Origin of the sequence: Vibrio sp. MACH09 (genome assembly GCF_033238805.1) — a bacterium.
Lineage (GTDB): Bacteria > Pseudomonadota > Gammaproteobacteria > Enterobacterales > Vibrionaceae > Vibrio.
The window spans coordinates 2,523,690-2,545,325 of record NZ_BSFZ01000001.1 but is presented as its reverse complement, the minus strand read 5'-3'; the positions used below and the strand labels follow the sequence as shown (position 1 = coordinate 2,545,325).

The following is a 21,636-nucleotide window of genomic DNA, read 5'->3' as shown; positions in this document are numbered from 1 at the left end:
CAATTATCTCGCTTTCTAAGCCGCGATTATTTGCACTTGATCCGTTAAAACTGAGCTAGATAACCATTTCAATTTTGTTTGCTCTATTGCTGGACGTTGATTCAATTACCGGCATTTACAAAAGATGTTTGTCGTAATAACGATTGACGACGGTCCAGATGACAATAGTGGCGACAATGCTCGCGTATCCATCTATAGCATAATGCCAACCAAGATGAACAGAGCCAATTAAAATCGCCAATGCGTAAATCCAAAACAGCCAACCTAGGGCTCTGTTTTGAGCTGAGACACCAAGTGCCATAAGCGTCGCCATTGAAACATGCATACTTGGCATGGCTGAGATGCCACTGCCTAAATCAAGCGTATTGTTTGTGTGCGCCTGCCATAATGCTTGCTGGGTTTCCAATGCCCACAATTGAGGCCAGTTTTGTAACTCTAATACTTGATTTTGCTCTGCGAGCCGTTGAAATAGTGGCTGATAATGCATGCTGTTGTTCTCTAGCAGTGCCAGATAGCAAGGTCCAGACGAGGCTAGTAGTATCGCTATTACTCCTCCTAAGATAATCCAGCAGCTAATGAATGAGATGAGGAATTTTTCTCGGCTAGCTTTTGGCTGCAACATGAAGACCAATAGTGTTCCCCAGACAATAAAAAACCACAAATTATATAAGATGTTGATCACTGATGATGCATAGGGAGAAGGAAACAGTGCATGAGTAAACTGCCATGGAACAGTTTCAAAGTGTATGAGTTTATCGAGGTTGTGTAAGGTCAAATCTAACTGGAAAGGGTAGATGGCCCCAATGGTCGATTTGATCGAAGTATAGAGGGATAAAATTAAGTTGATAGCGATAAAAAGTAACAGGAAAGAGATGATTCGTTTCGGCTGTCTTATCTGAATACGCAGCTCATTAAGCAGAGCTTTAACTGGTGAAGGGTGTTTTTTAATGGCCATTCTTATTAGGAAATAGCTTAAGTACGATAGGATGAGCGTCGCAGCAACCGTATCGATAGTATCGATATAAAGTGAAAAACGGATAGAAGAAAGCGAGCCTTGATAGAAAAAAAAGCCAGTGACAGAGAGAAGAATAAAAGTGCTGTATTTGTAGACGTTGTTGTTATCTTGGTAGAGAGCAACAAGAGCACGAAAAATGGAACGAGTATTAATAGACACTTAGGCGACACCTCTATTGTTAACTTAGCAGAGAATGTCAGAAAACCAAGCTGTGACAGAGCTGAGATTGTAATTAATCGGCTGAAATTTCAAAAAAGTTAGCATCAAAAAAAGGCGAACCTAAGTTCGCCAAAAATACAATATAGAGAAAAACTCTGCAATTGCTTAAGGAAAGTCGTTAACTGGTGATGCAAAGACCTTGTTTATCGAAAAGATGTACGTCACTAGCTACACAGCTAAGTAGCACTTTTTCGTAACTGTTTACCTCTTGGTCTCCCGGCAAGTGAACTTTAAAGCTATCCACTCCAGATGACTGTCCAAACATATAGGTACTGTTGCCAAGCCTTTCAACAACTTCGCTCTGGAAGTTGATTTTGATGTCAGCTTCATCGTTAATTAACAGGTGTTCAGGGCGAATACCGAAAGTAATCTCTTCACCTATTGTCACGTCACGTTTTGGTAGTGGAACAGTAAACTGCTGTTTATCATTTGTGGTGAGAGTGAGCGAGCTCTCTTCAATAGCGGTAACTTTAGTAGGAACCAAGTTCATACGTGGGGAGCCAATGAAACCAGCAACAAATTCGTTGGCAGGTTTATGATAAAGCTCTAACGGGGAGCCTACTTGCTCTACTTTCCCATCTCTTAATACCACGATTTTATCCGCTAGTGTCATCGCTTCCACTTGATCGTGGGTGACGTAGATCATGGTGTTTTGTAGTTCTTGATGCAATTTGGCTATTTGGAGGCGCATTTCAACACGCAACTCTGCATCTAGGTTGGATAGTGGTTCATCAAATAGGAACACTTTTGGATTACGAACAATCGCACGTCCAATGGCCACACGTTGACGCTGACCACCTGACAACTCTTTTGGTTTACGTTTACGCAATTTATCCAGTTGTAGGGTCTTGGCAGCAAGATCAACTTGCTTCTCTATTTGCTCTTTCGGCACTCCATTCATCTTAAGGCCGAATCCCATGTTCTCTTCAACCGTCATATGTGGATAGAGAGCATAAGACTGGAACACCATAGCAACCCCGCGTTCAGCTGGATCAATATCGTTTACCAATGTATCACCAATATGAATGTCACCTTCGGTAATCTCTTCCAATCCGGCTACCAGACGTAATAGCGTTGATTTACCACAACCGGATGGCCCAACAAATACAACGAATTCGCCGTTTTCAATTTCTAAATCGATGCCATGAATTGTTTGTACATCACCAAAACGTTTTATAACTTTCTTTAACGTAATGTCTGCCATTACTGACTCCTTTGCTACAGTTTGGCTGGTATATGCAATTTCTGCTTGTGTATAAAACATACTCGATTTGTTGAGATTTGTTAGTGGCGAAACTGGAATTGTTGATCTTTGTCATACTTCTAACACGATTTCAGACGATTTTTGTGGAAACGTTTACAAAATGACATCTTAACTGTGCAAAATTTCTACCTTGGTTCTATTATAAATTCGTAAGCTGTCGAAATTATGGCTGTATGTCAGTTTAGTTGCTGTCTAGATGCTTTGGTTTAGACAGGTCAATCGAGTACAGAATTTCGACGTATCTAGTGGGAGTGTCGGAAAAATGGAGCCTTCAGTGAAAACGATCTACCCAGAGAACCGTATGCCTTCGGTCAGTAAGAAAAGGCGAGTGAGCTCGAAACTATCACCATGGCTATTTTTAGCACCAGCTATCGTGGTTTTTTTGATTTATGTTATCTATCCAATTATCGATAGTATCATTTTAAGTTTTTATAACTGGGATGGTTTAGGTGATAAAACGTGGGTTGGTTTCGATAACTATGTAGAGCTATTTGACTCTGATACTTTTTATACCTCATTGAAAAACAACTTTTTATGGTTGGTTTTCTTTATGCTAGCGCCTCCTATTGGTATGGCCATCGCATTATTCTTAAACCAACAGGTGAGAGGGATTCGAGTTGTTAAATCACTTTTCTTTTTCCCATTTGTCATCTCTCAAGTTGTTGTTGGTTTGGTGTTTGCGTGGTTTTACGATCCAAGTTTTGGTCTGTTAAATATCGCTCTAGGGTGGTTCGGTATTGCGCCGATCTCTATCCTCGCCAATGAAGAGTATGTGACCTACGGTATTATCGCGGCAGGTTTATGGCCTCAAATATCTTACTGCATGATTCTGTATTTAACCGGGTTAAACAATTTAGATCCTGAACAACTTGAAGCCGCTCGATTAGATGGTGCCAAAAAGTTAAAAATGCTTTGGTATATCGTCATTCCTCAGCTTCGTCCTGCTACCTTCATTGCCATAGTGGTTACGGTTATTGGCGCGTTACGTTCATTTGACTTAGTCGCCACTATGACCGCGGGTGGTCCATGGGGCAGCTCTACGGTACTGGCATATCAAATGTACGAAGAGTCAATTTTTAACTATCGCATGGGTTACGGTGCAGCTGTTTCAGTGGTGCTATTTTTAATTATGGATGTTTATATCGCTTACTTCTTGTGGCGTATGTTGAGGAGTGAAAAATAATGTATCCGCAACCAATTCAAAAATCAGGACGCTTTACCAATATAAGCTACCGAGTCGCACTACCTATCTCCATTATAATGTGGCTGTTGCCGTTGATAGCGGTGATGATGACCTCTATTCGCTCTATGGATGACATCAATAAAGGTAATTACTGGGGTTGGCCAAGCGAAATTCAATTTATTGAAAACTACACTCAGGTTTTTACTGCAACACCAATGGGACAGTACCTGCTAAATAGTTTGATGATCACTCTTCCGGCCGTCGCGGGTGCAGTGGCATTGTCAACGTTAGCAGGGTTTGCACTGGCTAAATATAACTTTAAAGCGAACATCTGGATCTTCGCTATGTTTATCGCTGGTAACTTTGTTCCTTTCCAAATTCTAATGATTCCAGTGCGTGATCTCACCATCGCGTTTGGGCTCTATGATACGCATTGGGCGCTGATATTTTTCCATATCGCTTTCCAATCCGGTTTTTGTACCTTATTTATGCGCAACTTTATTGTCGGCATTCCTGATGCACTGATAGAAGCGGCGCGTGTAGAAGGTGTGAATGAGTGGAAGATCTTTTGGCATATCGTATTGCCGCTAGTTCGTCCTGCTCTAGCTGCGCTTTCTGTACTGGTATTTACCTTTATCTGGAATGACTTTTTCTGGGCATTGGTGCTGGTACAAAGTGATGAAGTACGTCCGGTAACGGCAGGGTTAAGTTCTCTACAAGGACAGTGGTTAGCATCATGGCAGTTTATGTCTGCTGGTGCAGTTGTTGCTGCAATACCGCCTGTTGTGCTGTTCTTTACCATGCAACGCCACTTTATTGCCGGGCTAACTTTAGGTGCGACCAAAGGGTAATGAGTCGGTGCCGATCATAGCGATTGGCACCACTGATTTGTCGTACTGATACCTAAGTGTATTAACCCTAATTAATTGAGATATAAAGCTAAAAAAATAATTAGTTGGACCAACTTGAGCTTCGGCTCTAATAACAAGGACCTCAATATGAAATATGTGAAACATATTGCTACATCTGCAATGCTTACCGCTACTCTCTCAGCATCAGCTTATGCAGGTACTCTGGTAATCAACTCTGATGCATCTGATCCAGCGCCAAAAGCGGCGTGGGGTGAGATTGTTAAGCGTTTTGAAGCAGAAAACCCAGACATTACAGTGAAATATAATTTGTATGACCATGAGGCGTACAAAACAACCATTCGTAACTGGTTGGTAACGTCTCCACCGGATGTGGTTTTCTGGTATGCGGGTAACCGTATGAAAACATTTGTAGACCGTGGTTTGTTTGAAGATGTCAGTGACATCTGGGCAGACAACAATATGAAGCAAGACTTCAAATCAGCGGCCCCTGCAATGACGATAAACGACAAGCAATGGGGTGTGCCATATACATATTATCAATGGGGTGTTTACTACCGTAAAGATCTGTTTGAGAAGTATGGTATCGCTGAGCCGAAAACGTGGGAAGAGCTAAAAGCGGCGTCTGCAACATTGAAGAAAAATCAAATTGCACCGTTTGCTATCGGTACTAAGTACTTATGGACAGCTGCGGGTTGGTTTGATTACATCAATATGCGTACCAACGGTTTAGATTTCCATATTCAGTTGATGGACGGAAAAGTGGCTTATACTGATGATCGCGTTAAGAAAACGTTTGAGAATTGGAAAGAGTTGGTTGAGCCAGGCTATTACCTTGATAACCATGCATCTTACTCTTGGCAGGAAGCACAACCGTTCCTATATAACGGCAAAGCGGCTATGTACCTAATTGGTAACTTTATCACGCCGAGCTTCCCGAAAGAGCTTGATGGAAAAATGGGTTTCTTCCAGTTCCCTATGATCGACTCAGCTGTACCAATGGCGGAAGATGCGCCTATGGATACAGTACATATTCCATCAAAAGCGAAGAACAAAGTGGATGCGCGTAAATTCCTTGAGTTCGTAGCTCGTGCGGAAAATCAGCAATTAATTAATGAAAAAATGTTGCAGATCCCTACCAATAGTAAAGCGAAAGCGAAGGACAACGAGTTCCTAAATAAAGGTGTAACTATGCTTGGTAATGCTGCGGGTACAGCGCAGTTCTATGACCGCGATACCACTCCTGCCATGGCGAAAGAAGGCATGAAAGGTTTCCAAGAGTTTATGGTTAAGCCTGAGCGTTTGGATAGCATTCTTAAGCGTTTAGAAAAAGTGCGTCAAAGAGAGTTTAAATAACCTCGAAAAATAGTTATCGCGGCTCGGTAGGGCCGCGATTTTTTCCTATATTACTTCGAATAATAAATTATCAGCGTTCAATTCAGTTTCTTATTCAAATTAATATAGCCAAGCGTTTGTTACTGTTGATTTTGTTCAAATGGTATGGCTATTGTCGTCAAATTAACAGGCTAAAGAATATGGACACTCAAACTATTCATCTGAGCTGCGCTGATGTGAGCGTAGTGCTTCTCTCTCACCCTATGCCTCAAATTATTTACTGGGGTAAGAAGCTTACCAATACCGATGAGATCATCGTCTCTATGATTGATAGGGCTGTGCCTCAAGCAAGATTAGATGTCGATATTCCGTTAACACTGTGTCCTGAGAACGGCCGCGGCTTATTTAATAAAGCGGGAATTGAAGGGTTTCGGGTTGCCGATAATGGCCTTAATCTAGATTGGGCTCCAGTGTTTGAAACCGTGTCGCAGAGCGTGACGGATTGTACTGCCAAGTTTGTTTGCAGTGATCTCGTCGCAGGACTTGAACTCATTATTGACCTCAACCTGAGTGTCGATGGTGTATTAAAGAAAAAGCTCACCTTAACTAACTTATCGAAGCAAAATTACCACTTGTCTCACATGACGAATACCTTGCCATTGCCTAACCGAGCAGATGAGCTGATGAGTTTTCATGGTCGATGGAGCAGAGAGTTTCATAGCCAGAGAGTTCAGTTAAATCATGGGGCGTTTGTGCAGGAGAATCGCAGAGGGCGTACCTCTCATGAATACTTCCCCGGTATGATGGTAGGTAAGAAAGGCTTTTCTGAACAGCAAGGCGAAGTATGGGGATTCCACTTAGGCTGGAGTGGAAATCATCATCTAAGGTGCGAAACCAAAAGCGATGGTCGCCGATTTGCGCAGCTAGGAGAGTTATTGTTAGCGGGTGAATCAGTGCTGGAAACGGGTGAAAGTTATACAACACCTGAGTTGTATGCTTGTTACAGCCAGAGTGGGTTAAACGGTATTCGTCAAAAGTTTCATGGTTATGCCCGTAAAAATATCATTTCTTTTGAAGAGAATAAGGTAAGACCTGTTCACCTTAATACGTGGGAAGGCATCTATTTCGATCATGATCCGAAATACATTATGCAGATGGCCACGCAAGCTGCCGAAATAGGGGTGGAACGATTTATCATTGATGATGGGTGGTTTGTTGGGCGTAATGGTGAGAAAGCGGCTTTAGGTGATTGGTTTTTAGATAAAGAAAAATACCCCGATGGTCTTGAGCCTGTTATTGAGCATGTTAACCAGCAAGGAATGGAGTTTGGCATATGGGTTGAACCAGAGATGGTCAACAAGGATTCTCAATTATTCCGTAAACACCCAGAATGGTTGCTAGGCATTGATGGCTATGAACAGCCTAGCGGCCGTTGGCAATATCTGTTGGATTTGCAAAATACAGAGTGCTTTAGCTATCTGTATAACTGTCTGGATGATCTGTTAAGTCAATATAATATCGGCTACATCAAGTGGGATATGAACCGTGAGTTGGTTCAGCCCGCTCATAATGGAACCCCTGCTGTGCATGGTCAGACTTTAGCATTTTACCGGCTAATAGATGAGTTAAGCAAAAAGCATCCTAATGTAGAAATTGAGTCTTGTTCCTCTGGTGGTGGTCGTATTGATTTTGAAGTCCTCAAGAGAACCAAACGTTTTTGGACATCAGATTGTAACGATGCGCTAGAGAGGCAGGCCATTCAAAAAGGATTCAGTTACTTTTTCCCTCCTGAAGTTATGGGGGCACACATTGGCCCTTATGAAAGCCATACAACTAGGCGTAAGCACGATATCAACTTGCGTGGTATTACAGCGTTAGGTGGTCATATGGGAGTAGAGTTGGATCCGGTTAAAGAGAGTGACGATGAGAAGGCGCAGTTTGCTCGATATATTCAACTACATAAACAGTACCGAAATTTACTGCATAGCGGCGATGCCTTCTATCTTGATTGCAATGACTCAACTCGCAATATTTATGGGGTGAAAAATAACAATGAAATGTTGTTATCTATTTGCCAGCTTGCCATGCCTGACTACGCGGTATCCGAACCATTAAGAACCATTTACTTAGATGACGATAAGTCGTATCAAGTAGAGGTGGTTGATTTCCCTAATTCTAGCAATGCGCTCATGAAAAAAAGGCCGGCATGGATGGACTCGGATACGCCTATTCGCGGTGAGTTATTAAATGAAATTGGTCTGGCTATGCCAGTTCAAGATCCTGAAACCGCTCTGCTGATTTATATCAAAGCCGTATAAAGGACAATAACAATAAAGGACAATATCAATGATAACTTTTGAGTCAGTGATTGCTCGTCGTGATTGGGAGAACCCACAATCTTTTCAAGCCAATCAGCTAGCAGGACATAGCCCTCTAAATCATTTTGTCAGTTTAGATGATGCGCTAAAAAAACAAAACTCATCCAGAGTGAGCCTTAATGGTAACTGGAAGTTTAATCTGTATGCTAAGCCTGAGTTAGTGCCAGCAGAATTTATAGCGGTTGGTTTTGATGATACAGCTTGGAACGCCATTACGGTTCCCAGTAACTGGCAACTTGAGGGGGATGAATTTACTCTCCTTGAAGGTGAAGAAGAGGGAAAACGAGATAACCCTATCTATGCCAATATCAAATATCCGTTTGAGATTAATCCACCATTTGTCCCACAAGATAATCCGACTGGCTGTTATCGTCGTCATTTTTCAATCTCTAAAGCTGAGCTTGAGATGCAAACCAGAGTGGTTTTTGACGGTGTAAACTCAGCATTTCATATCTGGTGTAATGGTAAGTGGGTTGGGTATTCACAAGATAGCCGTTTACCCGCAGAGTTTGACTTAACTTCTTATTTGTCCCTGGGAGAGAATACTCTCTCTGTGATGGTGCTGCGTTGGAGCGATGGCAGCTATCTTGAAGATCAAGACATGTGGTGGTTGAGTGGCATATTTAGAGATGTCACTCTGTTATCAAAACCTCACTGCCAGATAGCAGATGTCTTTGTTCAGCCTAAACTTGATGCTTGTTACCGTGATGCCGTGTTGGATGCAGAGATAACCTTAGTTAATCCACATCATCATCAGGTACAAATGCAACTGTTTGACGGCCTTACTCCCGTTTCTGAGCCTGTCATAGCGGGTGTGCAAAATCGTGTTGTTGATGAGAAAGGGGGGTGGGATGATAAAGTTTTCTTATCCACGACTATTCGCCAGCCTAAGCATTGGAGTGCAGAGGTACCAAATCTTTACCGCTGCGTTATAACCTTAATTGATGAACAAGGTCTCAGTGTAGACATTGAAGCGTATGACATTGGTTTTCGCAATCTAGATATTCAATCGGGGCAACTGCGTCTCAATGGTAAACCTCTATTAATTAAAGGGGTTAATCGTCATGAGCATGACCAACACAAAGGCCATGCGATAGACGAACAGAGTATGATTGCGGATATCAAGCTGCTTAAACAGTCCAACTTTAATGCTGTAAGAACGGCGCATTATCCTAACCACCCAAGATGGTACGAACTGTGTGATGAATATGGCTTGTATCTGGTAGACGAAGCTAATGTAGAGACGCATGGTATGTTCCCTATGGAACGTTTATCCGTCGACCCTCAGTGGGCTGGAGCGTATATGATGCGTATGACCAAGCTTGTTGAGCGGGATAAAAACCACCCTAGTGTGATTATTTGGTCATTGGGCAATGAGTCTGGTCAGGGGGGCAATCATAATGCTATGTATGCCTGGACGAAACAGAGAGATCCGTCGCGCCCTGTGCAATATGAAGGTGGTGGTGCAGATAGCAGTGCTACAGACATTATTTGCCCTATGTACTCGCGAGTTGACCAAGACCAACCATTTCCTGCTGTGCCTAAATGGGCCATTAAGAAATGGATCAGTATGCCGGATGAAACACGACCGCTTATCCTCTGTGAATATGCCCATGCTATGGGGAATAGTATCGGCAGCTTTGACAAATATTGGCAAGCCTTTCGTCAATATCCTCGATTGCAGGGTGGCTTTATCTGGGATTGGGTTGATCAAGGAATCGTTAAGCAGGATCAACAAGGTCACTCCTATTGGGGTTACGGTGGCGATTTTAATGATAGTCAAAATGATCGTCAGTTCTGCATTAATGGTCTTATCTTCCCTGATAGAACCGCGCATCCAACGCTATTTGAAGTCAAGTACTGCCAACAACCTTATCAATTTGCTTTGCTTAGCGAGCAAACAGATAAGTCGACATTACGTTGGGATATTGAAGTAACAAACGAACAGTTATTTGATGATAGCTCTCAATACAGTTTTTACTGGACCTTGTTAGAAGATGGTATGCCTGTCGCCCTTAATTCAGAGGCACTAAAAATTGCGGCAGATTCAAGCTTTAATTGGAAAATACGGTGTGATTATTTATTAAAAGCGGGTTGTGATTACCAACTTAATATTGATGTCAAACTTATCGCCGATAATCGGTGGGCAGAGGCCGGCCATACTATTGCAACCGAGCAGTTTAAAGTCATTAATCAACAGAGCTTAGTTATTGCGTCTCCACCAACAAAAGCCACGCCTTTAGAGATAACTGAGACAGATGAGCAGTGGTTGATTCATTTTGCTGACAAGCAACAGCTTAGCTGGAACCGCAAAAATGGTGAGCTGGTTGGGTGGGATAAAACCGGTAAACCGTTATTAGCTGCCACACCTAAAGATAATTTTTATCGTGCTCCACTAGACAATGATATCGGTACCAGTGAAGCCGACTTCGTCGATCCTAATGCGTGGGTCACTCGCTGGGGAAATGTATCGTTAGGAGAGTGGGATAAAGAGTGCTACAGCTGCGAGCTGAACAAACTTGCAGATAAAGTACAAGTGAGTAGTCGCTTTGCTTATCGTGTTGGTCAGCAGTTAATGGCACTGACTTGTTGGCAGTATCTGGTTGATATCGATGGGTCAGTAACATTGACGGTGGATGTACAGTTTAGTGAGCACTTGCCGCCATTACCTCGAGTGGGTATTGAACTCGCGTTAAACCCTGACATTGTCGACAGCGATGTCGCTTGGTACGGACTAGGGCCGTTTGAAAACTATCCCGACAGGTGTGCAGCTGCGAGAATAGGCTACTATCAAAAGCCGTTATCGGAATTATTCACCCCATATATTTACCCAACAGAGAGCGGTTTGCGTTGTAAGACTCAGTGGTTGGAAGTGGGTAATATCACTGTGAAAGGGGAGTTTCAGTTCTCTATCAATGCTTATTCGTCACAGCAAATTACAGACGTTAAGCACCCTAATGAACTGGTTGAAGAGGGGGCCGTTTATTTACGGCTTGATCATCAGCATATGGGCGTGGGTGGTGATGACTCTTGGAGTCCGAGTGTTCATGACGAATACCTATTGCAGGATAAGCATTATCGTTATCAACTGACGATCAGTGGATAATGTAGAGATTAAGCCTCGCGTAAGTGAGGCTTTTTTCACCAATAGGACGGTGTTTTATAACCATAAAGAATGCCTATCAATTTACTGTTTGGTTAGTGATTGTTTTTTAGAGCCTTCTTGTTTTGTTGGTAAGTTTAAATATTAATGGAAACGTTTACACAAGTTTGATTTTGATCACAGCATAACTAAGGGATAGACTCTACACTTCATATATGTTCGAAATGAGAACATTAAAAATGTAATTGTTAGCATGCAGAGCATGTAAAGAGAGGCAATGTGAAAGTTCTTGTTACTGGTGGAATGGGATATATCGGCAGTCATACTTGTGTTCAAATGATACAGGCTGGCATTGAGCCCATCATTATTGACAACCTTTGCAACAGTAAGCTAGCGGTGCTTGATCGAATTGAAGCGCTAACTGGTGTTCGTCCTGTTTTTTATCAAGGGGACATTCGTGATAAAACTTGTCTCGCTGACATTTTCAGTCAACACGATATTACATCTGTAATCCATTTCGCCGGGCTTAAAGCGGTCGGTGAATCAGTCAGTATGCCGATTGAGTATTATGACAACAATGTTAACGGTTCACTGGTATTAGTTTCTGCTATGCGGGATGCTGGTGTAAAGAGCATCATTTTTAGTTCTTCTGCCACTGTTTATGGCGATCCGACTTCTGTGCCTATCACCGAAGACTCACCCGTTGGCAATACAACCAACCCATATGGCCGAAGTAAGTATATGGTAGAAGGTGTTTTATCAGATTTCTTTGACTCCCAGCCTGATTGGAGTATCACTCTACTTCGTTACTTTAACCCTGTTGGTGCACATCCGTCTGGCACCATGGGAGAAGACCCTCAAGGTATTCCAAATAACCTAATGCCGTTTATTGCTCAGGTCGCCGTCGGCCGTAGAGAAAAACTGTCAGTATTTGGAAACGATTACCCTACACCTGACGGTACTGGTGTACGTGATTACATTCATGTAATGGATTTGGCGGACGGACACATAGCCGCGTTAACATCGGTGGGCAAAAATGCGGGACTGCATGTCTATAACTTAGGCACAGGGAATGGCTCTAGCGTGCTGGAAATGGTGGATGCCTTTGCTCATGCGAGTGGAAAACAGATTCCTTATGAGCTTTGTCAACGTCGTGCAGGTGATATAGCCGAGTGTTGGGCAAGTACAGCTAAAGCAGAGAAAGATCTTGGTTGGAAGGCGACACGCACAGTAAAAGATATGACCGCTGATACTTGGAACTGGCAATCACAAAACCCGACAGGGTATTAAACAAACACTATTCGGATAGCTGGGCTGCAGTTGTCTGAACAATCGCAATTATTGAGAGCTTGTATGTCTGATATAAAATTTAATCCGGTGGATCATCCACATCGTCGGTATAACCCATTAACTGGACAGTGGATTTTAGTTTCTCCACATCGTGCTAAACGTCCGTGGAGTGGGCAAGATGAAAAGCCGTCGGTCGAGCAACTTGCTAGCTATGATGCGGATTGTTTTTTATGTGCAGGCAACACTCGTATATCCGGGGATGTTAACCCAGACTATCAAGGAACATACGTTTTCTCGAATGATTTTGCAGCATTAATGGTGGACTCTCCTGAGGCACCAGAGTCGGATAATCCTCTGTTTAAAACTCAGGGTGTTCAAGGATTAAGTCGCGTCATCTGTTTTTCTGCCGATCATAGCCAAACCTTACCAGAACTACCGGTGGCAAAAATCCGTGGTGTTATCGACACTTGGAATGAACAAATTGAAGAGTTAGGTAAAGATTTTATTTGGGTTCAAGCTTTTGAAAATAAGGGTGAAACAATGGGCTGCTCTCAGCCTCATCCACATGGTCAAATATGGGCCAATAGCTTTCTACCTAATGAAATTGAGCGCAAAGAGCGACACCTCAAAGAGTATTACCAGCAATATGGCCGAAACCTGTTAGTTGATTATGTTCAAGCTGAGCTAAAAGATGGCGAACGAACAGTCGTAGAGACAGAACATTGGATAGCGGTTGTTCCGTACTGGGCTGCTTGGCCGTTTGAAACCATGCTATTGCCTAAACGTCATATTCGTCGATTAAATGAACTTAGTGATGAGCAGCGAGATGATCTTGCTCTGGCGATTAAAAAGCTAACTAGCCGATACGATAATCTATTTCAATGCTCTTTCCCTTACTCCATGGGCTGGCATTATGCACCGTTTTTTGAACAAGGAACGGACATTGAGCATTGGCAACTCCACGCGCTATTTTATCCACCTCTGTTACGTTCTGCTTCGGTACGTAAGTTTATGGTGGGATACGAAATGTTGGCAGAGTCTCAGCGTGACTTAACCGCAGAGCAGGCCGCAGCCAAATTGCGTGAATTGAGTGATGTTCATTATAAAGATCGATAAACAGCAATTAATGATTCGTGTTCCAACTGAACATGATGCGAAAAATTGAAGAGAAATGATTATGACTACATTATTTGACAGGGTGAATGCTGCATTTAGCCAAGTGCTGGGTTATGACGCCAGCTGTACAATTCAGGCGCCGGGAAGAGTAAATTTAATTGGTGAGCATACGGATTACAATGATGGTTTCGTATTGCCTTGTGCCATTAATTATCAAACAGTAGTTGCGGCGGCAAAACGAGATGACAATATTGTTAGAGTCGTGTCTGTTGATTACGATAATCAGGTAGATGAGTTTGATCTCACCAAGACGATTGAGTTTCAACCTGATCGTATGTGGGCTAATTATATTCGTGGCGTTGTTAAATGTCTGATCGAGCGAGGCTATCGCTTTAAAGGTGCCGATATCTCTGTCAGTGGCAATGTACCGCAAGGCGCGGGTTTAAGCTCTTCTGCTGCACTGGAAGTTGTGATTGGTCAGACTTTTAAAGAGCTATACTCGTTGGATATCTCTCAAGCAGAGATAGCACTCAATGGTCAGCAGGCTGAGAATGAGTTTGTCGGCTGTAATTGCGGTATCATGGATCAGCTTATTTCTGCTGAAGGTCAAGAGAACCATGCACTGCTTATTGACTGTCGAACGTTGGAGACCAAAGCGGTCTCAATGCCAGACAATATGTCAGTGGTCATTATTAATTCCAATAAAAAGCGTGGTTTGGTTGATAGCGAATACAATACTCGTCGCGAGCAGTGCGAAGAAGCGGCCAGAATCTTTGAGGTAAAAGCCCTTAGAGATGTGACCATAGAGACTTTTAATGCGCGACAATCTGAGTTAACAGAACTCGTTGCAAAACGTGCTCGTCACGTTATTACTGAAAATGACCGTACTGAGAGAGCCGCTAAAGCGTTAATGCAAGGCGATATGAAACTGATGGGAGAGCTGATGGCGCAATCCCATGCTTCGATGCGAGATGATTTTGAAATTACCGTTATGGAAGTCGATACCTTGGTTGATATGGTCAAGGATGTTATTGGAGAACAAGGTGGTGTGCGGATGACAGGCGGTGGTTTTGGTGGCTGCATTGTGGCACTTATTCCACCCACACTGGTTGATGAAGTAACTCGAGTGGTCACTGAAAACTATCAAAAAATGACAGGCTTAAAAGAATCTATTTATGTGTGTCAGGCAAAAGATGGAGCAGGGCTAGTTAAAACCTTATAAGGAAGATTTCGTGGACAATAAGCGAGTAAACACTATGGAACAAGAGGCTGCCTTTGATGGGCAGCCTGCTAGGTTAATAAGGCTGGAAAATAGCGTCGGTATGTCAGCAACATTTATGGACATTGGTGCTACTTGGCTTAGCTGCACACTTCCGGTAAACAATCTTGATAGAGAAGTCTTACTAGGCACGTCTACCATGGCTGACTTTGAAAAAATGAGCGCCTATATGGGGGTAACCGTAGGTCGCTACGCCAACAGAATTGCCAAAGGGCAATTTTCGATTGACGGACAGCCGTATCAATTGGAAGTCAATCAAGCGGGAAACACACTGCATGGTGGTGTGGCTGGATTCGATGCTTATCGTTGGGCCGTTGAGAAACAAGCTGCGGATTTTGTTCAGTTTTCTCTGTTTTCAGAAGATGGTGATCAAGGTTTTCCTGGTAATGTTACTTGCTCGGTGCGATATACATTAACCGATGATAATGAAGTTGTTATTCAGTATTTAGCGAATACAGATAAAGCCACGCCCGTAAATCTAACCAATCACGCCTATTTTAATCTTATGGGTGAAGAGTCGGGTGTTGAATGTACTTCCTATTCTCTTCAAATTAATGCTCAGCATTATCTGCCTACCGATAACGTGGGTATTCCACTTGGTGATCTTATGCCTGTTGAGGGCACTAGTTTTGATTTTCAGCAGTTAAAAACAGTGAATAGTGATTTTCTTGCTGATGAGCAACAGAAGAATGCTCAGGGGTATGATCACTCATTCTATCTAAACTCATCTTGCTACAAAGGCGATTGTGCCGCAGTCGTTACCACAGAAGATAGCAGCGTAACCATGAAAGTGTTTACTGATAAACCCGCTATACAGCTTTACACGGGAAATTGGTTAGCAGGTGAACCTAATAAAAATGGTGGCAGATACCAAAACTATGCAGGTATTGCGTTAGAGACGCAGTTTTTACCCGATTCACCGAATCATCCTGAATGGCAACAACAGAGCTGTATTCTACTCCCAGAGCAAGAGTATCGCTTTAAAACCATCTATCAGTTTGAATTTGAGAAGTAGTTTTATCGGTCTCAAGCTAGCATGATCCAGTTTGAGACCTTAACTAGGATTGAGTTTATTTGGCAGAAGTTTCACTAGGTTGAGGTAACATCTCTATCTCGCGTTGCTCACGAGCTGTTCGATAGTCTGAGTTATTGCCGTCAACGTTATCTAGATAAGGCTCCGTCAACTTTGCTGCATGTGCAACAAACTCTCGACAGCCGCATTCGGATTTTTTTATATCAGAACACTTATTCGAACCAGTTAATGCCGTGAATTGTTGATCAACAGTTTTCATTGCCTCTGGGTCGCCTAAGATAATTTGTGCAGCGTAAAGAGCACCGCACACGCCATCTTTCGCTCTACCACCCCCTGCTACTGTTGCAGAACGTATGGTCAGTTCTGACATACCAGAATTGGACTGATAGGCTTTTAATACAGCCTGCGCGCAGTTATACCCTTCTTCGCCATGAAAATACTTTGCCGCTTGCTTAGACTTCATATTATCCCTTTTCTACCGAGTCACGTCTTACAATCGTAGGAGAGAAGCGATTGGCCTCAGGTTCAACTGTTTCACCTTTCGCTAATGCTAATGACAGTCTAGCTGCTTTTTCTGCCATTAGCTGTATTGGATAACGAATGGTGGTCAATTTTGGGTGAACATAGCGTGCAATAAGACCATCATCAAAACCGACAATAGACATCTCTTTTGGTATTTTAATACCGTTTTCTTCAAAGACAGAAATAGCACCTGCTGCCATGTAGTCGTTATAAGCAACGACGGCGGTAAAGGGAACCGATTTGGTCAGTAGATTGGTTGCAGCGTACTCACCACCATCACTGTTCGGCTCACCGTACTCAATGAAACTCTTAGGGGCTTGTAAGCCATTGTCATGCATAGCGGCAAGGTAGCCGTTTATGCGCTCATCAGCATCTTCAATTTGGTGAGAAGAAGCAATGCAGGCGATTTTTTTATGGCCATGGCGAATTAAAAATTCAGTGGCGAGATAAGCCCCTTTCTGGTTATCAAGGGAGATACAGCGCTCAGCCATTTCAGCAATATGCCGATTAACAACAACCATCCCTTTTACTTCATTGGCAAAGCCAATGAGCTCTTGGTCGGACAAACTCTTTGAATGAATGATTAAGGATTCACAGCGACTATTGATCAATAGCTCAATGGCCTCTTTCTCTAAGTTATGGTCGTGATAACCATTACAGATGAGAATATGCTTACCACTGGCTTGCGCTATGGTGTCGATGGCTTTAACCATGGTGCCAAAAAATGGGTCTGAAACATCAGAGACAAGTACACCAACCGTGTTTGTGCTTTTGTTTACCAGAGCTCTAGCGTTGGCATTTGGCCGATAACCAAGTTTGCTCATCGCTTTCTTCACCGATTCTACAGAAGCTGCACTGGCTTTTGGTGATTTATTAATAACGCGTGAAACGGTGGCAACCGAGACCCCCGCCTCTCTGGCGACATCTTTAATCGTTGACATACTTACCCTAGCTTGCGCTGAAAAATGAGTTGAAAGGATTTGTAGGCCAGCTCTATTGCAATCTGCACATACCAGCAATAAGGCGATAAAGTGTCAGTAAGTAGAGATGAACAAATCCTAATTATCATGTTATTTAACTATGGGTGTGAAAATAACGCAATGTTCAATATCGCACAATTAATAGTCGAATTTAACTTGTTGATTATTAATAGTAAAACTCAGTGTAAACGTTGGTTTTATTTTATTGACTGGTCAAGAAGCGTACAGCTATCGGGTTGAAAAATGAGAATGCGGATCTGTTTGTCGTTAAGGGCTCGTATGAATTGAGCCCTTTGTCACTTGAGTATAAGTGTTAACTATCTACGGCTAATCGACCATGTTCTGGCAACGTTTTCCGCTAGGTTTTCTAAATTGATGGCGGCTTCGGCAAATGCACTGTCGAGAGAAAATGCCCTTGGTATTGCAACGAATACGGCGTCAATTCCGCATTGATATACTGCTTGATAGTTGTCGCCAACGCACCCTGCCATAGCGATAACCGGGATCTGATATTTTTTGGCGGCTTGAGCAACGCCCATCGGCGTTTTTCCGTGCACCGTTTGCCCATCAATACGTCCTTCACCAGTAATCACGAGATCTGCACCAGCCAGTTTCTCCTCAAGCTCGACCGTTTCAATCACAATTTCAATACCAGGTTTTAATCTGGCAGAGGTAAAGCCTAATAATGCTGCTCCCATTCCTCCCGCTGCCCCTGCTCCGGGAATATCTGCTATCTGTCTGTTTAGCTGTTTTTTAACAAGCTGTGCATAGTGAGCAAGGCCTTGATCAAGTATCTCTATATCTTGTTCATTCGCGCCTTTTTGAGGTCCAAATGTTGCCGACGCACCACTAGGGCCACACAATGGATTATCGACATCGCAGGCGACTAAAATTTCACAATGATGCAGCCTGTCATCCATTGCCGAAATATCGATGGAGCGTATGCTGCTTAGCCCTGCACCATTGGTAATAACAGGTTGGTTGTTTTGGTCGCTGAACTGAACACCAAGTGCCGCCAGCATACCGATGCCACCATCATTGGTCGCACTGCCACCAAGACCAATGATTAGCTTTGTTGCACCTTGATTGAGTGCACCTAAAATGAGTTCACCGGTGCCGTAACTGCTGGTGATTTTTGCATCGCGTTGAGCTGGTGGAACATGGTGCAAGCCGCTGGCAGCCGCCATTTCAATGACAGCGGTTTTACCATCACCCAGCACACCATAAAATGCAGTTACTTGTTCACCGATAGGACCGCTGACCAGCTGCTCAATGATCTTTCCTCCGGTCGCATCAACAAGAGATTGCACGGTACCTTCGCCACCATCCGCAACCGGAACATGAATAATGTCGGCATTTTTCCAAACTTTGCTGACACCCTTTTCGATGGACTGACACACTTCTTTTGCAGAAAGACTCTCTTTAAATGAATCGGGGGCAATAACAATTTTCATAACAACTCCACGGATAAATGTAACGGATCATATACTCAAGCACCTTGAGGCTACCTGAATATAGTATTTGCTAATTAGCTACCTATGTCATTGGTCTGTTGCATATAATAGTTGTGAGTTTTTGTGATTTTATTGGTCTTATGCACAATTAGTTGAGTTTGTTGATGTGAAAAGCGAGATATAGTTCCACTAAACCAGAGAAGTGCTGGGTAGAGAGCCCAGTTAAAGTTTCTATTTTATCTAATCTATATCTAAGGGTGTTGCGATGGATGGATAGAGAGTCTGCACAGCTTTTTAAGTTGCCATTGTGCTCAAAAAGCGCGAGCAGCGTAGCGCGTAGCTGTCCTGAGCGGTCATGTTTCTCTAGTTGTCGATAAGGAAGCAGTAATTGGTCTTGCTGCCAGTGATTCTTAACGGGAGCAAGTAACATTGCCATGCGAAAGTCGTCAAACAGATAGTATTTTTTTTCTGGATAGTGGCATTCGCCAAACTGTAAGACTTGTTCACTGCTCGCAAAAGAGTGGTGAATGTTTGATACCTCAGTAAAGGTTTTACCCAGCGCCAGTTTACAGTCTGCAAACCCAGAAAGAGCGAGCAGTCGCCCTAGTCGCTGAACAAGGTCTGATTCAGTATAAGAGGGAGATGGCGGCCGTTTTTTAAGTAGCACTATCTCTGCAAGAGACGTAACGGCTAATAAGTTGTCTCTGTCTTCATTTTCCAGTAGTTCAATGACGGACCGAACCGTATCTTGACCAGCAGTGGAGTGATTAAATTTAATAATAATGACGTATCTGGCGGATTGAATGTCCACATTTAGATGGTGAGCCTGCTTCTTTAACTGGGGCTGAGTTAGTTGATCCGTTAACCATAACTGAACCAGCTCTTCTCTATGTCGTTTGTCCCACTGGAGTTTTTCGCTAAGAATGGCTTGTTCAATGGCCATCTCTGCGGTCATCTTTACCAGTTCAGCGTAGTTTCTAATGACGTTGGGTTCTCCCGTGATACCCACAACCCCAACGATATCGTCACTGTGTTTAAGTAGCAGGTTGATGCCTTGTTTGACTCCTTGCAAAGATGATTTACTGTCTAGAGTGACTTCAACAGTATCCTTACGTTTTAGCGCCAGTAACGCGCCATCATGCAGTTGTCCTATACGCTCTTGATCACCGCTAGCGATAATAATTCCAGCTTGATTCATTACGTTGATATTGTTGCCAATGATGCTCATTGTTCGATCAACGATTTGCTGGGCCAGTTGGTGGTCTAAAATCATAGCGATTGCGCTTATAGTAAAAACGGAATGTTTGTTATAACGATTGCAATTAAAAAAGTCTATATTGAGGGGAAGATAATGCTCAAGCACTTTGAGGGACTTGGGTGTAAGAAGAGCTAACCAAAGGCTAGCTCTTACTATAAAGACTTAACTATAAAGACTTGACTATAAAGCGGAGCTTAGTTGTTGCTATGAAGCTCGCTGTTAAGTTCAACCGCGCTTTTATTGGTTAAACATTCAATTTGCCCCGATACTGAGTTGCGGCGGAAAAGTAAGTCTGGTTTGCCCGCCAGATCACGCGCTTTTACCACTTCTACTTGCTGACCATTGGCGTCTAGCATTGCCACTTTCGCACCTGCAGTTACGTACAGACCAGACTCAACGGTACAACGATCACCAAGAGGGAAGCCTAATCCAGCATTGGCACCAAGAAGAGAGTTATCGCCAATAGAGACCACAACAGTTCCGCCACCTGAGAGTGTCCCCATAATTGAAGCACCACCACCAATATCTGAACCATCACCGACTACAACACCAGCAGAGATACGGCCTTCAACCATGCTCACGCCTTTAGTACCTGCGTTGAAGTTAATAAAGCCTTCATGCATCACGGTCGTTCCTTCACCAACATGTGCACCAAGTCTTACACGAGACGTATCGGCAATACGAATACCTGCTGGAACAACATAGTCCACCATCTTAGGAAACTTATCCACACAATCGACGCTAAGTACTTGCCCCGCAAGACGAGCTTCAATTTGACGCTCTGCCAGTTCAGGTAGGTCAATGGGACCTTGGTTTGTCCAAGCGATGTTGTGCAATAGGCCAAAAATACCATCCAGTACCGTGCCGTGAGGCGCAACTAAACGTTGTGAAATCAATTGTAACTTCAAGAAACCTTCAGCAACGGATTGAGGTTTTTCATCACTTTCTAGTACAACAAGCACAAGAGGTTGTTGTGATGCTGTGGCCTTTTCTGCAAAAGAAGCGTTGGCTACATCGCCATTGGCTGCAAATGCATTGGCAAGCTCACTACTAAGTTGATTAGTAATTTCAATCGTTTGGTTACCGGATGTGTAGCCAGATACTTGTGCTACTGCCGAGACAAGCGCATCACTTGGATTAAGAATAGGGTTGGGGAAAAATGCTTCGATTATTTTTCCGTCACGGTTTTTTGTTGTGGTGCCAAATGCGAGAGAAAAGTGTGCCATTGTCTACGTATCTCCGTAATGTAGAGGATGAATATCAAGGTCGCTAATCTGATAGCGGTTAGATAAGTCGGTGAATCAGTTGCAGACCATCATAAAGAGAGCCTGCATAAGT

Annotated in this window: 16 protein-coding genes; 9 read left to right on the top strand and 7 right to left on the bottom strand. The window is 43.2% G+C overall.

Annotation, left to right across the window (positions count from 1 at the left end; all coding sequences use genetic code 11):
• Nucleotides 1-115: 115 nt before the first annotated feature.
• On the bottom strand, nt 116-1,174 hold the full coding sequence (locus CHJ_RS11395; RefSeq protein WP_317917713.1) for a phosphatase PAP2 family protein: 1,059 nt from the start codon (nt 1,172-1,174) through the stop codon (nt 116-118).
• A gap of 178 nt (nt 1,175-1,352) precedes the next feature.
• Entirely contained in the window at nt 1,353-2,438 is a 1,086-nt protein-coding gene (locus CHJ_RS11390; protein WP_317917711.1) for an ABC transporter ATP-binding protein, read from the bottom strand.
• Between the two features lie 322 nt (nt 2,439-2,760).
• Here CHJ_RS11390 and CHJ_RS11385 point away from each other — a divergent pair, with 322 nt between their 5' ends.
• From CHJ_RS11385 to galM, 9 genes are all read left to right on the top strand, one after another.
• The gene (locus CHJ_RS11385) at nt 2,761-3,681 is read left to right on the top strand and encodes a carbohydrate ABC transporter permease (RefSeq protein ID WP_171751377.1); all 921 of its coding nucleotides are present in this window, start codon (nt 2,761-2,763) and stop codon (nt 3,679-3,681) included.
• Nucleotides 3,681-4,532: a carbohydrate ABC transporter permease gene (locus CHJ_RS11380; protein WP_171751378.1), complete on the top strand. Its 852-nt coding sequence runs from the start codon at nt 3,681-3,683 to the stop codon at nt 4,530-4,532. Before CHJ_RS11385 ends, CHJ_RS11380 begins: the two co-directional genes overlap by 1 nt.
• A 147-nt stretch (nt 4,533-4,679) precedes the next feature.
• A complete protein-coding gene (locus CHJ_RS11375) occupies nt 4,680-5,906 on the top strand; it encodes an ABC transporter substrate-binding protein (RefSeq protein ID WP_317917710.1) in 1,227 nt (408 codons plus the stop codon).
• Nucleotides 5,907-6,085: 179 nt separating this feature from the next.
• Nucleotides 6,086-8,203 (top strand): alpha-galactosidase, encoded by a 2,118-nt coding sequence (locus CHJ_RS11370; protein WP_317917709.1) that lies wholly within the window; start codon nt 6,086-6,088, stop codon nt 8,201-8,203.
• 28 nt (nt 8,204-8,231) lie between these two features.
• Nucleotides 8,232-11,369: a beta-galactosidase gene (locus CHJ_RS11365; RefSeq protein ID WP_317917708.1), complete on the top strand. Its 3,138-nt coding sequence runs from the start codon at nt 8,232-8,234 to the stop codon at nt 11,367-11,369.
• Between the two features lie 276 nt (nt 11,370-11,645).
• Nucleotides 11,646-12,656: a UDP-glucose 4-epimerase GalE gene (gene galE, locus CHJ_RS11360; RefSeq protein ID WP_317917707.1), complete on the top strand. Its 1,011-nt coding sequence runs from the start codon at nt 11,646-11,648 to the stop codon at nt 12,654-12,656.
• A 63-nt stretch (nt 12,657-12,719) separates the two neighbouring features.
• Nucleotides 12,720-13,772 carry a UDP-glucose--hexose-1-phosphate uridylyltransferase gene (locus CHJ_RS11355; RefSeq protein ID WP_171751382.1) on the top strand — a complete coding sequence of 351 codons (1,053 nt, stop codon included), beginning with the start codon at nt 12,720-12,722 and terminating at the stop codon, nt 13,770-13,772.
• 61 nt (nt 13,773-13,833) lie between these two features.
• The gene (gene galK / locus CHJ_RS11350; protein WP_171751383.1) at nt 13,834-14,994 is read left to right on the top strand and encodes a galactokinase; all 1,161 of its coding nucleotides are present in this window, start codon (nt 13,834-13,836) and stop codon (nt 14,992-14,994) included.
• A gap of 34 nt (nt 14,995-15,028) precedes the next feature.
• Nucleotides 15,029-16,066: a galactose-1-epimerase gene (galM, locus tag CHJ_RS11345; RefSeq protein WP_317918113.1), complete on the top strand. Its 1,038-nt coding sequence runs from the start codon at nt 15,029-15,031 to the stop codon at nt 16,064-16,066.
• Nucleotides 16,067-16,121: 55 nt separating this feature from the next.
• Here the strand turns inward: galM and CHJ_RS11340 are convergent, their stop codons facing one another.
• From CHJ_RS11340 to dapD, 5 genes are all read right to left on the bottom strand, one after another.
• Nucleotides 16,122-16,547, bottom strand: a complete 426-nt coding sequence (locus CHJ_RS11340; RefSeq protein WP_317917706.1) for a C-GCAxxG-C-C family (seleno)protein — start codon at nt 16,545-16,547, stop codon at nt 16,122-16,124.
• A 1-nt stretch (nt 16,548) separates the two neighbouring features.
• On the bottom strand, nt 16,549-17,547 hold the full coding sequence (locus CHJ_RS11335; protein WP_171751385.1) for a substrate-binding domain-containing protein: 999 nt from the start codon (nt 17,545-17,547) through the stop codon (nt 16,549-16,551).
• 356 nt (nt 17,548-17,903) lie between these two features.
• Nucleotides 17,904-19,040 (bottom strand): glycerate kinase, encoded by a 1,137-nt coding sequence (locus CHJ_RS11330; RefSeq protein WP_317917705.1) that lies wholly within the window; start codon nt 19,038-19,040, stop codon nt 17,904-17,906.
• A 148-nt stretch (nt 19,041-19,188) separates the two neighbouring features.
• Nucleotides 19,189-20,313, bottom strand: coding sequence for a sugar diacid recognition domain-containing protein (locus CHJ_RS11325; RefSeq protein WP_317917704.1), 1,125 nt, complete (start codon nt 20,311-20,313; stop codon nt 19,189-19,191).
• Between the two features lie 179 nt (nt 20,314-20,492).
• Nucleotides 20,493-21,524, bottom strand: coding sequence for a 2,3,4,5-tetrahydropyridine-2,6-dicarboxylate N-succinyltransferase (gene dapD / locus CHJ_RS11320; RefSeq protein WP_317917703.1), 1,032 nt, complete (start codon nt 21,522-21,524; stop codon nt 20,493-20,495).
• Nucleotides 21,525-21,636 lie beyond the last annotated feature (112 nt).